Raw genomic sequence first — 15,148 nt, 5'->3', positions numbered from 1 at the left:
AGGAGGAGCGTCCGCGTGCATTCCGACGAGAAGGACCTCACCGAGAGCGGTTTCGACGAGACGGGCAAAGTCTCGCTGGACCACATCTACACACAGCCCGATCCACGCGCCTATTTCACGACGTTACGCAGGTTGGACTACGCCATTCCCGAGCTGGCGCGTCCTTTCTTCGGCCAGCTCGCCGACGAGTTCCGGACCCGGGCGGGCCGCCCGCCGGTCATTCTCGACGTCGGATGTTCCTACGGGGTGAACGCCGCCCTGCTGCGCGGCGACCTGTCGATGGCGGACATGTACGACCGGTACGCCGAGCCAGCCGCCCACGTCCTGGACCACACGGCGCTCGTGACCCGGGACCGGGCCCTCATGGCGACGCACCGCGGCCCGGCAACCCCGCGCTTCGTCGGTCTGGACAGCTCCCGTCCCGCCGTCTCCTACGGCCTTGCGGCTGGTTTCCTCGACGACGCGGTCTGCGCCGATCTGGAGGAACGCGATCCGACCGAACCGGAACGGGCGCTGCTCGGCGAGGCCGACCTGGTCGTGTCCACCGGCTGCATCGGCTATATCGGCGCACCGACCATCGGTCGGATCGCCCGCGCCGCTGACGCGGATCGTCGCCCATGGATGGCCCATTTCGTGCTGCGCATGTTCCCGTTCACCCCCATCGCCGAGGAACTCGCCGACCTCGGCTATGAGACCGAGCATGTCGACGGCGTCTTCCCGCAGCGCAGATTCGCCTCCGCCCAGGAACACGAGCAGGTCCTCGATACCCTCGCCACCGTTGGTGTCGACCCCCGGGGGCTGGAGGCCGAGGGCTGGCTGTACGCCGAGCTGTACCTCTCCCGGCCCCGAGCCGCGGCCACACGCGCATCCCGAGGGCAGACCCAGGCCACCCGAACGGGCGCCACGGTCACCAGATAGCGGATCGCCGCACATGTCCGTACAGATCCGGCGACGATGAGAACGTCCGGACGCCCCACTCACGAACAACTCCGCCCCATGGACAAACCGAGGCCTCGATTGAACTCCACGACCTTCGCCCACGACGACCAGCTGCCCCGGGTTCCGCTGCCCAGCCTGGCCGACACCTGCGAACGGTTCCTCGCCTGGTCCGCACCCCTGCTGACCGAGCCGGAACGCGCCGCCACCGCGGCCGCTGGGGCGGCGTTCCAGGCCCCGGACGGTCCGGGCCCGATCCTGCATGCCGCACTCGAGCGCTATGACGCCACCGAGGGCGTCCACAGCTGGCTGGACGACTTCTGGGACTCCCGCTACCTCGGCCGACGCGACCGCATCGCGCTCAACGCCAACTACATCTTCTCCTTCGCCGGTGGCGGCTCCGCGGCCGCCGCGGCCTCCTCGGACGCCGGTGGGCAGGCCCAGCTCGAACGGGCCGCCGGCCTGATCGCCGCCGCCGTCGACTACAAACTGCGCCTCGACGATGAACGGATCGAGCCGGTACTGCAGCGCGGCAAGCCGCTATCGATGGCGCAGAACACGTTCCTGTTCTCCACCACCCGCATCCCGGGTGCCGACCAGGACACCGTGCGCACCCCGTACAGCGCCGACTGGCCCGGCCCGTCGCAGGCCCGCCACATCGTCGTGTTCCACCGCGGCAACCCGGTGCGGATGGACGTCGTCGGCCCGGACGGGCACCCCTACGCCCTCGCCGACCTCGTCGCGGGCCTCGCGGCCGTGCTCAAGCAGTCCTCGAGCCACGCGCCCGCGGACAGCGCCGTCGGCCAGCTCACGACGAAGGCCCGCGCCGCCTGGGCGGACAGCCGCACCCGTCTGCTCGCCCTCGACCCGGCCAACGCGACCGCGCTCGACACGATCGAGACCGCCCTGTTCGTCGTCTGTCTGGAGGACGAGGCCCCCGCCGACACCCTGGCGACCTGCGACCGACTGCTGCACGGCGCCGGCGACGCGGCGAACCGCTGGTTCGACAAGGCCGTCTCGCTGATCGTCTTCGCCGACGGGCAGGCCGGCATCAACGTCGAGCACTGTGGGCTGGACGGCACCACGATCCTGAGCTTCGTCGACGACCTGCTCGGCACCAGTGCGCAGGAGCACGCGGCGAGCTCCGGCGCCCGGGCCCAGGGCCTGCCCGCGGTCGACCCCGTGGCCTTCGTCCTGGACGAGGCGCTGCGGGCCGACATCCGCGCGGCCGGCGAGTCGTTCGCGGCGTTCGCCGCCGCCACCGCGTCGATGACCCTGACCTTCGACGACTTCGGCCAGAACGAGGCCAAGCGCCTGCGGATGTCCCCGGACGCGTTCGTCCAGCTGGCCTACCAGCTCGCCCACGTCCGGGCCAAGGGCCACACCGGCGCCACCTACGAGTCGATCGCGACCCGCGCGTGGCGACGCGGGCGCACCGAGGCGATGCGGGTGATCACTGCGGAGGTTCTCGCCTTCGTCGCCGCGATGACCGACCCGGCCACGGACGCGGACCCCCGGCGCGCCGCCCACCGCGCCGCCGCGCCGCCCCACGTCGCCCGGGCGCGCGACTGCCAGGCCGGCCGGGCCCCCGAGCAGCACCTGTGGGAGCTGCAGTTCATCGCTCGCCGCCAGGGTGACACGCTCGGCGTGCACGAGCCGCTCGCGCTGTACGAGACGCCAGGCTGGGTGAAGACGCGCGACGACTTCCTGAGCACGAGCTCGGCACCGTCCGTGAACGTGGAGTTCTTCGGATTCGGCTCGACCAGCAGCCAGTGCATCGGGGTGGCGTACGTGCTGCTGCCGGAGAAGTTCAACCTCTACCTGAGCACCCCCCGCACGGTCGCGGACGGCCTGACCGCGTTCGCCGACGAGCTGGGCACCGCCCTGCACGAACTGCGCGACCTGCTCGCGTCGGAACCACCCGCCGCGTAGCCACCCGCCGCATGGGCACCCGCCCGGCCCGGCCTGGTCTCGGTGGCCGGGCCGGGCGGGCCCGGCGCGCTCAGCGGCGCCCCTGCGGCAGGCGGCTGGGGCCGACCTGACGATCCAGCCACTCCCGCAGCACCCGCATCTCCCGCCAGGCCGCCGCCACGTGCTCGGCGCACTCCGGCCGCGCCAGCCACGGCGGCTCGCCGAACTCGCGGGACACCGTCAGGGTCCGATGCCGTAGCAGCTCGATCCGCGGATGGTCGGCGTCGAACCCGCGCGGCCGGGTCTTCAACCGGTTGCCGGAGATCTCGTACCCGGCGTCCCGCAATGCGTCGACCAGCGCCACCAGCCTCGGACCGGTGGCATCATCCGCCACGGCGGCCCGCAGCCGCTCCACCTGGTCGGACGCGGTCTGCCAGTAGCCGGAGCCGACCATCAGCCCGCGGGCCGAGACCTGGACATAGCCACCACCGGTGATGTATGCCCCGATCGCGGTCTTGTATGGCGACTTGTCCTTGGCGAACCGCACGTCGCGGTGCGGCCGGAACACGTGCGGCTCCCCGAACTCCGGCTCGAGCTCGGCCAGCAACGCGAGCATCGGAGCCCGCACCGACGTCTCGTACTGATCGCGATGATCCGTCCAGTACGCCTTGCTGTTGTCCGCCTCCAGCCCCTCGTAAAAAATCATTGCTTCGGCCGGAAACCCGGCGAACTCCGGCATCGGACCTCCTGAGACCACCTGATCTGGCTCTCGGGGAGCCTACGGGCATCCCCCGACAGTTCCGGCACCTCCCGTGCGCGCCCGGCGACGGCGACGGAGGATGCCTGCGATGCGTACCGACATCGAGCTGGGCGTCACCGCGCTGCAGGCCGTCCCCGCACTCCTGGCCATCGACGTGCGGATCCGCCGTGGCGCCCGACGGCGGGACCACGGTGGCCACGAGGTCATCCACGGCGTCTCGTTCACCGTTCCCACCGGCTGCGTGGTCGGTCTGATCGGACCGAGCGGATCCGGCAAGACCACGCTGCTGCGCGCCATCGTGGGCGTACAGAGCGGGGTCGACGGCGACCTGCGCGTGCTCGGGCACGCCGCCGGCGACGCCTGCCTGCGCCGTCGCGTCGGATACGCCACCCAGGCCGCCTCGGTGTACGGCGACCTGACCGTCCGGGAGAACCTGCGCTACTTCGCCGCGACCGTGCGGCCCGGGAGGCCCGAGGCGCCCGACAGCTCGGGCTGGGCGCCCGACCATCTCGACCCGCTGCTCGCGCAGGTCGGCCTCACCGACCAGGCCGACCAGCTGGTCGAGCGCCTCTCCGGCGGCCAGCGCTCCCGGGTGTCGCTGGCCGCGGCGATGATCGGCGGGACGGACGTCCTCGTGCTCGACGAGCCGACCGTCGGGGCCGATCCCCTCCTGCGCCGCCAGCTGTGGGCCGACCTGCGCCGCCTGGCCCGTGGCGGGATGACCATCCTGGTCAGTTCGCATGTGATGGACGAGGCCGCCCGCTGCGACCGCCTGTTGCTGCTCTACGACGGCCGGCTGCTCGCCCAGGGCACCCCGTCGGACCTGCTCGCCGCCACCGACTGCCACGACCTCGACGAGGGCTTCGTCCGCCTGGTGCGGCGCTCCACGGGAGGCTCCGCAAATCCCGCGCGGCTCCCCGAACCCACAGAACCCGAACCCACTGGATCCTCCGGGAACGCCGTACACCGCGCGCATCCGTCCGCGACGGCACCGTGTCCGCGGCCCCGACCAGTCGACGTCCGCCGCACCGGCGCGACCGCCGGACGGGTCCTGCGCCAACTCGGCCGCGACCGCCGCACGCTCGCACTCGTCCTGCTGCTGCCGCCGACGCTGCTGCTCACACTGCGACTGCTGTTCCACCACTCGCCGACGACCTTCGGCCGCATCGGTCCAGCCCTGCTGGGGATCTTCCCCCTGATGACGATGTTCTTCGTGACCTCGGTGGCGATGCTGCGCGAACGTACCTCCGGCACACTTGACCGGCTGCTGACCACCCCGGTCGGCCGGGGTGACCTGCTGGTCGGCTACGGGCTGGCCTTCGCCGTGCCGGCCGCGGTCCAGGCGGCACTCGCCACCGCACTGACCGTGGGCCCCCTGGGGCTCACGGTGCGGGGATCCGCAGCCATGCTGTTCCTGGCGGCCATCCTGAGCTCGTTCCTCGGCACCTCTCTCGGGCTGTGGATGAGCGCGTTCGCCCGGACCGAGTTCGAGGCGGTCCAGTTCATTCCCGCGGCGCTGATCCCGCAGTTCATGCTGTGCGGCGTCCTGGTCCCCCGGCGCACCATGCTGCCCGTGCTGGACACCCTCAGCACGCTGATGCCGATGACCTACGTCGTGGACGCGATGGCCCAGCTCAGCGAGTCCCCCATCCTGGATGGCCGGCTCGCCCGGGACTTCGCCATCGTGATCGGCTGCACCCTCGCGGCGCTGGGCCTGGCCGCGATCACTCTGCGCCGCCAGCACCCCTGACGCCGCGTCCCGTCGGCGAGACGGGCCCACCCCGACGTTTGACGCGCATCGGGCTACCATCATGGAGGCGGTTGGTGCGTCAGATATCGATCGGGCATGGTCGGGCACAGATCGGGCATGGTCGGGCACAGATCAGGCACGGAAGGGATGGTCGTCGGTGAATGGATGAGTCCGGCCACGGATTCCCCGCCGATGACACCCGTCCCGACCCGCCCTCCCAGATGACCGAGACCACTCCGCCAGCCGCCAGGACCCCGCCAGCCGAGGGTTCTCCCGCGCCCGAGACGAGTTCCGGGCGGGACGCGATCACCTCCGCGCGTCACCCTGATCCGAACTCCGCCACCGCGACGACGGCCGAGCTCGCCGACCTGCGGCGCCGACTGGGCATGCCCGAGGTCGTCGAGGCACGCCGAGCGGAACGGGAACGTCGTCGCGGCCACGATGCGGCCAGCCCCACGGCACCCGCCACGCCGGCGATCCCCGCCGAGAAACCTCATCAGCCTGGGCACGGCTATGGCCACGGCCGTCAGTTCGGCTACGGCCACGGGAAGGGGCACGAGAACAGGCGCCGGGTGGAGAGCTACGACCCGGAGAAGACGCAGATCCTGGGCGGACTGCACGGGCGCCGGGTGCCGCGGGCCGAGAGCTTCCGGATGCGGCACGAGCCGTCGGCCGAGGGCCTGATCCCCATGTCCGGCATGTTGACCGGGGAGTTCTTCCTCGGCGGCCGCACCCGGCCCGAGCCCGCCGCCAGCCCGACCGTCCGCCCGCGAGCCGAGTCGGTCGACTACGGGCTCGATGATCTCTCCCAGGAGATCGGGACCGAGGGACGGCACCGGGCGGAGAGCGTGTCCCGGGGGACCTCCCGGTCCCGGGCGATCTGGACCCTCGTCGACCAGGTGCTCTCCAGCGGCACGAACGCCGTCATGTCGTTCGTGATCGCCCGCAGCGTGAGCCCATCCGAGTTCGGTGCGTTCGGTGTGGCGTTCGCCATCTTCTCGCTGATGATCGGTTTCTCCAAGGCCGCGGGCACCTCGCCTTTGGGTATGCGGTTCGCGGACGTCTCACCGTCGGTGTTCCGGGCCGCCGGGGCCGCGGGGACCGGTACCTCGTTCGTCATCGGGCTGGCATCGGGGGCCGTCACGCTGGTCTTCGGGCTGGCGATCGGTGGAGCGGTCGGTTCGTCGCTGGTCGCCATGGGCCTGGTCTTCCCGGCCCTGCTCGTACAGGACGCCTGGCGGCAGGTGTTCTTCGCCGAGGGCCGCCCGGCGGCCGCGGCCCTCAATGACGGCGTCTGGGCGATCGTCCAGTTCGGCGCGATCTTCGCACTCGTCGTCCGAAACGTCTCGACGTCGTGGGCGATGCTGGCGGCCTGGGGCGGCGCCGCCGCGGTCGCGGCCGTGCTCGGCCTGCGTCAGGCCGGCTTCACCCCGGCCACGAACCAGGTGCGGGCCTGGCTGGTCGAGCACCGCGACATCAACGGCTATATGTGCGCCGAATACCTGACCGTGCAGGGCGCGCAGCAGGCCTCGACCCTGCTGATCGGCACGTTGGGCGCTATCGACCTGGTCGGCGCGCTGCGCGGGGTGCAGACCCTGCTCGGGCCGACCACGATCCTCGCCGTCGGCATCGTCAGCTGGGCGATCCCGGAGTTCTCCCGGCGCAAGGACATGTCGGCGCGGGCCCGGCTGCGCGCGGCCTACGCGTTGTCCGGGGTCATCGTCGCCGTCGGCGTGGCCTGGGGGACGATCTTCCTGCTCCTGCCGGCCAGTGTCGGCCACGCGCTGCTCGGCGGCACCTGGGGCGAGACCCACCACCTGCTGGCGCTGTCGATCATCCAGCAGGCGGGGCCGGCCGCCACCGTCGGGCCGGCCTGCATGCTCTACGCGCTCGGAAGGGCAAAACTCACCTTCCGCGCGAACGCGATCCTCGCCCCACAGCTTCTGGTCTACCCCGTCATCGGGCTGCACATCGGCGGGTCCACCGGCGCCGTCGTCGGCTACATCGCCGCCTTCTGGATCACTGTGCCCTTCTGGTTCATGCTCGTCGCGGGCGCCGCCCGCGAAGCCGCGTCGGAGACGACCGATGCCACCCCCCAGCCGGACACATCCTCGTGACCAGGTGGACCAATGCCATCCTGCGACTAGGTAGGATCTCGACCGGCATCGAGACCGTTCCTGTCAACGATGCCCGGGTCAATGATGCCTGCACTGTTCCGGGCGGGGGGTTGCGATGAATCTGCGTGTCCTGTACCGATCCGTCGGCACGGAGAACTCCAAGAACCGGCCGGCCTTCTACAGCAAGCAGCTCGCGCTCGCGTCCCTCCTGCGGGCCGTCGAGCGGGTGAGCATCCCGACCACGATCCACTTCGTCAACGACGGGCCGATGCCGACCGACCGGCTGTCGATGATGGCCGATGCCGGCGAGGTCGTCCCGGTCACCTGCGGCAGCAATCGTTCCTCGTACCGTCACGTCCTGCGGATGCCACGCCTACGCCGCTGGGCCGCGGACGACCTTGTCTGGCTCGCCGAGGACGACTATCTGTACACCGAGAACTCGCTCTCGGCGCTCGTCTCGGCCGCCCAGGCCCGCCCGGACGTCGAGTACTTCACTCTCTACAGCACGCTGCGGTTCGTCGCCTCCTCCACCCGGCGGCGGCCCGAGGTCGAGCACAGTGACGGCAGCGAGATCGGCCTGCCCCGCTTCGACGGGGTGCCGTGGGCCCGCGCCGCCACCACCACCAGCACGTTCGGCGTGCGGGTCGGCACCCTGGCGCAGGACGAGCGGCTGCTGCGCACGATTCCCTTCGTCGGCGGCGCGTTTGACCGGGCGACCTGCCTGACCCTGCAGGGCTACCAGCCGTTCCAGCTCTCGCAGCTCGGCGGCGAGCCGCCCGCGGTCGAGCCGTCGTCGATCCTGACGCGCTTCGTCCGCGGTGCCGCGCTCACCGGTGTGCGGGCCACGGTCAACGCGGTCGCGCTGACCCGGCCGCAACGGCGCTGGCGGACCATGCTGGTGCCGGAACCGTCCCTGGCCTGCCACCTGGAGCTCGGCGGGGCGATGGTCGCAGGCCACGACTGGGAGGCGGAGGCCGCGGCCGTGTCAGCCTGGTCGCAGGCCGCCGCCGTGGATCCGCGTCCCGCCGCCGCCGAGACAGCGGCGCGGAAGCCATCCGTCGCATGACCTCAGCCTGCGGTGTCCCGCGAGCACGGGTGCGGGCTGTCCGCCGGGCGATGATTCTGGCGGTGGCGCTGGTCGCCGCTGGGCTCAGCGCGTGCTCACACTCGTCCTCGCCGGGACCCACGCCGCCGCGGCCCGCTGGCGTGCACTGGGTGTCCGGCTCGAATGGGAACTACCCGAGCGAGGTCAACGCCTGGGGGACGTTCACCGGACGCAAGGTGGGCCTCGCGATCGTGTTCACCGACCGCCGCACCTGGAGTGGTCTGGTCTCGGACGACTGGCCGACGTCCGCGTTCACGAAGGACAAGTTCCCGGGCGAGCTCTCGATCGCCCAGCCGCTGTACCCCGAGGGCGGCAACGAGGCCGCGTGCGCGGCCGGCGACTACGACAGGTACTGGAGCCAGTTCGGCACCACCCTGACGAAGTACGGCCGGGCCGACGCCTACGTGCGCCTCGGCTGGGAGTTCAACGGCGGCTACATGTACTGGCACGTGCGTGACGTCGAGGCCTGGAAGACCTGCTTCCGCCGGACGGTGACGGCGATCCGTTCCACCGACCCGACCGTGAAGATCGACTGGAACATGAACGCCCACAACGACACTCTGCCCGGCGGCAAGCAGAGCGTGTGGGACGCCTACCCCGGCGACAAGTACGTCGACGTCGTCAGCATCGACTCCTACGATCATTACCCCGCGTCGCTGACCGAGGCGACCTGGAACAAGCAGTGCCACATGCAGTCCGGGCTGTGCACCGTGATCCAGTTCGCCAAGGACCACGGCAAGAAGTTCGCCGTGCCGGAGTGGGGCGTGGTGCGCTCCACCGGCGGCGGCGGGGACAACCCGTTCTACGTCAGCAAGATGTACCAGACGTTCGCCGCGAACGCGCAGGACCTCGCCTACGAGGCGTACTACCGAACGTCGGAGGCCGGCAACGTCCTGTCCTCCCTGTCCAACCCCGACCTGAACCCGAAGGCGTCCAAGCGCTACCTGCGACTGTTCGGCGGTACCAGCACCACCACCAGCTGAGCGCCGCGGCGAGGCCGGGGCGGCCTGGCCGCGGCGCCCGTGCTCAGACGAACGTGCCGTCGAGGTCCTTGCGGATCTCCTCCGGGGTCGCCGTCGGCTCGTAGCGGCGCACGACGTTGCCCTGCCCGTCGACGAGGAACTTGGTGAAGTTCCACTTGACCTCGTCGGTGCCGATGGTGTCCGGGCGGCTGTCCTTGATGTAGTCGTAGAGAAAACCACCGGTCTCGGGCCCGAAGTCACCCGGCGCCTCGGCGCGCAGGTACTGGTAGAGCGGGGCGGCCTCCGGCCCGTTCACATCGATCTTGCCGAGCACCGGGAAGGTGACGTCGTAGTTCGTCGAGCAGAAGCTCTGGATCTCCTCGTTGGTTCCCGGCTCCTGCCCACCGAACTGGTTGCAGGGGAAGCCGAGGATCTCCAGCCCACGCCCGCGCAGATCCCGGTAGAGCGCCTCGAGTCCCTCGTACTGCGGGGTCAGGCCGCACTTGCTGGCGACGTTGACGATCAGCAGGGTCTGACCGGCGAAGTCGCGAAGCGGGCGGGCGCTACCGTCGGCGGCTTCGACGGTGAAGTCATGAACAGTCACGATCAACCTGGCTCTCGATCGGTGCGATCAGGGACCTTCGACGCTACTCCATCGGCCTGATTATGTCACCATCACGGTAACGTAATCCGGGGCCGCGGGCCGGTCTGCGATGCTCGAGAGATGAGCATCGATCCCGAGCTGTTGAAGATTCTCGCCTGCCCGGTGGACAAGGGGCCGCTGGAGCTGGTCGACGGCACCCTGGTCAACCCACGGCTTGGGCACCGTTACGAGGTGCGCGCGGGCGTGCCGATCCTGCTGCGCCCCGACCACGTCGACGCCGCCGAGGCCCGCGCCGGCCGCGCCGTGCGCTGAGGGCCGAAACGTGAGAAGGGCCCGAGGAGTACTCCTCGGGCCCTTCTCACGCACTACTTACTCCCGGCCGATCACTCCCGGCCGAACTGCTCCCGCAGCCGGCGCAGCGCCTCCTCGTCGATGGCCGAGGGGGCCTCGTCGGACGACGGGGAGGAGGTGTAGGAGGACGGTGCCGCCGCGGCGGCGTCGGCCTCCTGCGCGGCCCGGATCTGGGCCTGGTGCGCCTCGAAGCGGGTCTGGGCCTCGGCGTACTGCCGCTCCCATTCCGTCTGCTGCTCCTCGAAGCCCGGCAGCCACTCGCCGGTCTCCGGGTCGAAGCCCTCCGGGTAGACGTAGTTGCCCTGCTCGTCGTACTTGGCTTCCATGCCGTACTGGCTCGGGTCGAACGCATCGCCGTCGACGGCGAGACCCGACACCTCGTTCGCCTGCTTGAGCGAGAGGCTGATCCGCCGCCGGTCGAGGTCGATGTCGATCACCTTGACGAGGATCTCGTCACCGACGTTGACGACCTGCTCGGGGATCTCCACGTGCCGCTCGGCAAGCTCGGAGATGTGCACCAAGCCCTCGATGCCCTCGTCCACTCGGACGAACGCACCGAACGGCACCAGCTTGGTGACCCGGCCCGGGACGACCTGGCCGATGGCGTGCGTCCGGGCGAACTGGCGCCACGGGTCCTCCTGCGTCGCCTTCAGCGACAGGGAGACCCGCTCCCGGTCGAGGTCGACGTCGAGAACCTCGACGGTGACCTCCTGGCCGACCTCGACCACCTCGGAGGGGTGGTCGATGTGCTTCCAGGACAGCTCCGAGACGTGCACCAGACCATCGACGCCACCCAGGTCCACGAAGGCACCGAAGTTGACGATGGAGCTGACGACGCCCTTGCGGATCTGGCCCTTGGCCAGCTGGGCGAGGAACTCGGAACGGACCTCGCTCTGGGTCTGCTCCAGCCAGGCACGCCGCGAGAGCACGACGTTGTTGCGGTTCTTGTCCAGCTCGATGATCTTGGCTTCGAGCTCGCGGCCCACGTAGGGCTGCAGGTCGCGGACGCGGCGCATCTCCACGAGAGAAGCCGGCAGGAAGCCGCGCAGGCCGATGTCGAGGATGAGACCACCCTTGACGACCTCGATGACGGTGCCGGTGACGACCCCGTCCTCGTCCTTGAGCTTCTCGATCGTGCCCCAGGCGCGCTCGTACTGGGCGCGCTTCTTGGACAGGATCAGACGGCCCTCTTTGTCCTCCTTCTGGAGGACCAGGGCCTCGACGTGGTCGCCGACACTCACGACCTCGTGCGGGTCGACATCGTGCTTGATCGACAGCTCTCGCGACGGGATGACGCCCTCGGTCTTGTAACCGATGTCGAGCAGCACCTCATCCCGGTCGACCTTGACGATCACGCCGTCGACGATGTCGCCATCGTTGAAGAACTTGATCGTCTTGTCGACGGCCGCGAGGAAGTCTTCGGCCGTGCCGATGTCGTTGACCGCTACCTGTGGCGTGGTCGGGCTGTGCGGGGTGGTCACGGTCTCCACGGGTCGTACGTCGGTGGTGCTCGTCAAGGGGTCGGCTCCGGCTTGGGGTGGTCGTCCGCGCGAGGGCCGGATCGAACCGCCGGGACCGAGGGACAGATACAACGCGAGAAACGAAGAAACTGTCAGGACCGATAACGACGCTCGAGTGGATCCGCTCGGTCTGAGACCCACGGACCCTCGTGCACAGACCCAAGTCTAGGGACGTGGGTCCACGGAGGTCAACGGGAGTCGGCGCCAAGACGCTCGCGACCCGCAACCGGGGTGACGCTTCGCAGACACAAGACGGCCATATGTAACTATGGACACCCGGGATCGCGGGTCACCTGTGCCCGGCGCCGCCGGACTGGTCGGGTTCCTGCTCCGCCGCGGCCCAGCTGTGCGGCACCCAGCCCACAGAACCGGTCCGCAGCGGCACGGTCGGGGTGTCGTGGGGCGCCCCCACGCGCGGTACCCCCGGCAGAGCCGCCGGCAGAGCCGCCCTGCGGCGCAGCCGGCTGTCCACCCAGCGGGCCCACCGGCGCGAGGCGCGGATGCACGGCTTCTCGACGAGATAGTGCGTCCCGGTGGCGAGCGCCAGCGTCCCGGTGAGCACCAGGGCGAGGAACGGCAGAAACGGGATCTGGAAGATGTTCCAGCTGCCATGGTCGAGCACGAGATCGATGACCGCGGTGTGCCACAGGTAGATCCCGTACGAGATGGAACCCAGAAAGACCAGCACCCGGCTGGCCAGCAGCCGGCCGATGACCCCGCGCCCCGGCGGCCCGAACGCCGCCGGCAGCAGCAGGAACAGGGCGAACAGGCCGTACAGCAGGTGCCGGCCCATGTCCTGCCCCCGGCTCGGAGTGAAGATCGGCGACAGCGGCAGGCCCGCGTGCCAGGTGGACAGCCAGTAGAATCCCGCGGCCACCGCCCAGCAGGCGGGCCCGAAACCGGGCCACGTGGCCCACCGCGGCTGCCGCCCGAGCTGGGTGTACTGCGCGGAGATCACTGCCAGCGCCATGCCCATCGCGAACAGGTCCCACCAGACCGGCAGCCACACGTTCGACCCGCTGGTCCAGCCGTGCCGCCTCGGGATGAGAACGAAGTGCACCACCTTGGCGGCCAGAAAGCCCGCCGCGAGCGCCGCCAGTTCCACCCGGACCTGCGCCCGCGGTGTGCGCCGCCGTCGGCCCAGCAGCCACGCGTAGACCGGCACGGCGAGGTAGAACGCGACCTCGATGTCGAGCGTCCATGCCTGGGTAAGGCCCTGGATCGCCCAGTCGGCGCGGTAGCCCTGCACGAGCAGGGCGGTCTGGATCACCCCGGTGAGGCCGTGCACCCCGATCCGCTGATCGCTGACGGTGTTGAGCGTGACCGCGAGCACCAGCCAGTACAGCGGGAAGATCCGCATCAGGCGGCGCACCAGGTAGCCGCCGCTGGCCGGCGCCGGCGCGCCGGCCAGGCGAGCTGCGACGAACGGCCGGTAGAGCAAAAAGCCGGAAATGAGAAAAAACACTTCGACGCCGGCCTCGGCCCGGGCGATGTAGGGCCCAAGGCTGCTGGAGGTGGTAAAACCGGCCGGAAACGACGTGTGGACCACGACGACCGTCAGTGCCGCGATCGCGCGCAGCCCGTCGAATCCCGGAAAGGTGACCGTCGGCGCACGCCGGACGACCCCTGGACGGGGATCGGGAATCGAAGGCTCGGCCGCGGACGAACCGGACAGCAGACGGCGGACAGTGGCCGGCACGTGGGCACGGTATCAGCGTGGCGCGCCCGCGAGCCCCCGATGCCACCCAGTGGTATCTGTCAGTTACCGGCCAGTTCGAATGCGTTGGGCGTTCCGGCTGACGCGGTTGCGCGCAACCGCGTCAGGAGCCGCTCGGCAGCCGCGGTGAGCGCGACCGCGGCCAGCAGCACCAGCGCGGGCTCGGCCGCGGCCCGGAACCGGGTGGTGCCGTAGACCACGACGGTGGCGAGGCTGACCGCGATCGGCACGGCGAGCAGGGGAAGCAGCGGCTGGCGCCGCCGCACCAGGACCACCACCCCGGCGGCCGCGGCCACCTCGATCCCCCACAGCATGACCATTCCCAGCTGGCTCAGGCCGATCGGCCGCAGCTCGATCACGTCGAGGCGGGCCTGCTGCCAGGGGTGGTACACCCCCCAGGTCCGACCGAGCCGGGCCACGGCGACCACGGGCAGCCGGTCGGTGTGCGCTCGCATGTAGGCCAGGGCCTCATGCCGATAGAACGCGTCCCGCTCGGAGCGTTCCTGCGGCGCCGGGGGCAGGCCCAGCACGCAGTCGAACGACCACCAGCCGAGGCGGGAGCCGTGGTAGGTCGCCGGGCAGTGGGTGACGGCCAGGGTGGTGCCAAGACCGGTCGACAGGTATTCGGGCTCCGCGAACCGCGCGAGGTTGTAGCCGATCCAGGGCGCGACGGCGAGCACGCTGGTCAGTGCCGCGACGGCGAGCAGTCCCGCCCGCCGGCGCCAGGCGACCCCTCGAGCCAGGCCAACCACCGGCACGACGAGGACGAGCGCGAGCAGCGCGAGTTCAGCCCGGGCGAGCATCACGGCGGCCAGCGCAAGCCCCAGGACGGCGGCGGTCCCGACCGAGCGGCGCTCGCGGAGGCGATAGGCGGCGAGGATGAGCCAGGAGCAGGTCAGGATTCCGGTCGTCTCCGACATCACCAGCGGGTCATTGAGCCACATCCCCGGATAGACCGCCGCGATGCCGGCCGCCACCAGGCCCGTGGCGGGGCCCGCGACCCGACGTCCGGTGAACGCGACCAGGCCGACCGCGCCGACGCCCAGCAGGCAGGAGAAAAGCTGATGGGCCAGGAAACTGGTGAAGCCGAGCAGCGACGGAATCGCCAGGAGCACGCTGGTCAGCGGCGGATGCTGCGCGTCGGCGAGGTAGTGCCCGGAAAGACGTAGTTCGTACGGGTCGGGCCAGCCCCGCCCGTCAGCGAACAGGTTCGCCGCCTCGTGGTAGTAGAACGGATCACCCTGCACCGGCGTGGGATACAGCCAGTGGAACAGGTAGAACAGGCGGACGCCGAGCCCCAGCAGGCAGATCGCGACCAGCCAGGCATGCCAGCGGGTCACCCGCACCCGCTGGCGCGCGCGCTGACCGCGCATGCCGAGCCCGCTCAGCCCCGGCCACCCACCGCCCCGCAGTAC

At 70.6% G+C, this 15,148-nt stretch carries 12 protein-coding genes; 7 read left to right on the top strand and 5 right to left on the bottom strand.

Features of this window, described 5'->3' with window-relative positions:
* Positions 1–15: 15 nt before the first annotated feature.
* Positions 16–918 (top strand): class I SAM-dependent methyltransferase, encoded by a 903-nt coding sequence (locus tag MXD95_RS23885; protein ID WP_250642952.1) that lies wholly within the window; start codon positions 16–18, stop codon positions 916–918.
* Positions 919–996: 78 nt separating this feature from the next.
* On the top strand, positions 997–2,868 hold the full coding sequence (locus tag MXD95_RS23880) for a choline/carnitine O-acyltransferase (RefSeq protein WP_250642951.1): 1,872 nt from the start codon (positions 997–999) through the stop codon (positions 2,866–2,868).
* Positions 2,869–2,938: 70 nt separating this feature from the next.
* Here MXD95_RS23880 and MXD95_RS23875 read toward each other — a convergent pair whose 3' ends face one another.
* Positions 2,939–3,586, bottom strand: coding sequence for a DUF2461 domain-containing protein (locus MXD95_RS23875; protein ID WP_250642950.1), 648 nt, complete (start codon positions 3,584–3,586; stop codon positions 2,939–2,941).
* Positions 3,587–3,695: 109 nt separating this feature from the next.
* Between MXD95_RS23875 and MXD95_RS23870 the strand changes: the two genes are divergently transcribed.
* From MXD95_RS23870 to MXD95_RS23855, 4 genes are all read left to right on the top strand, one after another.
* Entirely contained in the window at positions 3,696–5,357 is a 1,662-nt protein-coding gene (locus MXD95_RS23870; RefSeq protein WP_250642949.1) for an ABC transporter ATP-binding protein/permease, read from the top strand.
* Between the two features lie 161 nt (positions 5,358–5,518).
* Positions 5,519–7,474 (top strand): MATE family efflux transporter, encoded by a 1,956-nt coding sequence (locus tag MXD95_RS23865; RefSeq protein ID WP_250642948.1) that lies wholly within the window; start codon positions 5,519–5,521, stop codon positions 7,472–7,474.
* Positions 7,475–7,589: 115 nt separating this feature from the next.
* Positions 7,590–8,540 carry a hypothetical protein gene (locus tag MXD95_RS23860; RefSeq protein WP_250642947.1) on the top strand — a complete coding sequence of 317 codons (951 nt, stop codon included), beginning with the start codon at positions 7,590–7,592 and terminating at the stop codon, positions 8,538–8,540.
* Positions 8,537–9,562, top strand: coding sequence for a glycoside hydrolase family 26 protein (locus MXD95_RS23855; protein ID WP_250642946.1), 1,026 nt, complete (start codon positions 8,537–8,539; stop codon positions 9,560–9,562). Before MXD95_RS23860 ends, MXD95_RS23855 begins: the two co-directional genes overlap by 4 nt.
* Before the next feature lie 43 nt (positions 9,563–9,605).
* Here the strand turns inward: MXD95_RS23855 and MXD95_RS23850 are convergent, their stop codons facing one another.
* Entirely contained in the window at positions 9,606–10,145 is a 540-nt protein-coding gene (locus tag MXD95_RS23850; protein ID WP_250642945.1) for a glutathione peroxidase, read from the bottom strand.
* Positions 10,146–10,265: 120 nt separating this feature from the next.
* Here MXD95_RS23850 and MXD95_RS23845 point away from each other — a divergent pair, with 120 nt between their 5' ends.
* Positions 10,266–10,457: a Trm112 family protein gene (locus tag MXD95_RS23845; protein WP_250642944.1), complete on the top strand. Its 192-nt coding sequence runs from the start codon at positions 10,266–10,268 to the stop codon at positions 10,455–10,457.
* Positions 10,458–10,528: 71 nt separating this feature from the next.
* Here MXD95_RS23845 and rpsA read toward each other — a convergent pair whose 3' ends face one another.
* From rpsA to MXD95_RS23830, 3 genes are all read right to left on the bottom strand, one after another.
* Positions 10,529–12,013 (bottom strand): 30S ribosomal protein S1, encoded by a 1,485-nt coding sequence (gene rpsA / locus MXD95_RS23840; RefSeq protein ID WP_250642943.1) that lies wholly within the window; start codon positions 12,011–12,013, stop codon positions 10,529–10,531.
* Positions 12,014–12,305: 292 nt separating this feature from the next.
* Positions 12,306–13,715, bottom strand: a complete 1,410-nt coding sequence (locus MXD95_RS23835; RefSeq protein ID WP_250642942.1) for an acyltransferase family protein — start codon at positions 13,713–13,715, stop codon at positions 12,306–12,308.
* Positions 13,716–13,774: 59 nt separating this feature from the next.
* The gene (locus MXD95_RS23830) at positions 13,775–15,106 is read right to left on the bottom strand and encodes an ArnT family glycosyltransferase (RefSeq protein WP_250642941.1); all 1,332 of its coding nucleotides are present in this window, start codon (positions 15,104–15,106) and stop codon (positions 13,775–13,777) included.
* Positions 15,107–15,148 lie beyond the last annotated feature (42 nt).

Source organism: Frankia sp. AiPa1, from assembly GCF_023243075.1.
Taxonomy (GTDB): Bacteria; Actinomycetota; Actinomycetes; order Frankiales; family Frankiaceae; genus Frankia.
The sequence above is the reverse complement of the archived record's forward strand: the minus strand, read 5'-3'. Positions and strand labels throughout refer to the sequence as shown.

Coding starts and splice junctions, on each gene's coding strand:
- MXD95_RS23880 (WP_250642951.1), top strand. CDS start 997: ATGGACAAACCGAGGCCTCGATTGAACTCCACGACCTTCGCCCACGAC.
- MXD95_RS23875 (WP_250642950.1), bottom strand. CDS start 3,586: ATGCCGGAGTTCGCCGGGTTTCCGGCCGAAGCAATGATTTTTTACGAG.
- MXD95_RS23870 (WP_250642949.1), top strand. CDS start 3,696: ATGCGTACCGACATCGAGCTGGGCGTCACCGCGCTGCAGGCCGTCCCC.
- MXD95_RS23865 (WP_250642948.1), top strand. CDS start 5,519: ATGGATGAGTCCGGCCACGGATTCCCCGCCGATGACACCCGTCCCGAC.
- MXD95_RS23860 (WP_250642947.1), top strand. CDS start 7,590: ATGAATCTGCGTGTCCTGTACCGATCCGTCGGCACGGAGAACTCCAAG.
- MXD95_RS23855 (WP_250642946.1), top strand. CDS start 8,537: ATGACCTCAGCCTGCGGTGTCCCGCGAGCACGGGTGCGGGCTGTCCGC.
- MXD95_RS23845 (WP_250642944.1), top strand. CDS start 10,266: ATGAGCATCGATCCCGAGCTGTTGAAGATTCTCGCCTGCCCGGTGGAC.
- MXD95_RS23830 (WP_250642941.1), bottom strand. CDS start 15,106: ATGCGCGGTCAGCGCGCGCGCCAGCGGGTGCGGGTGACCCGCTGGCAT.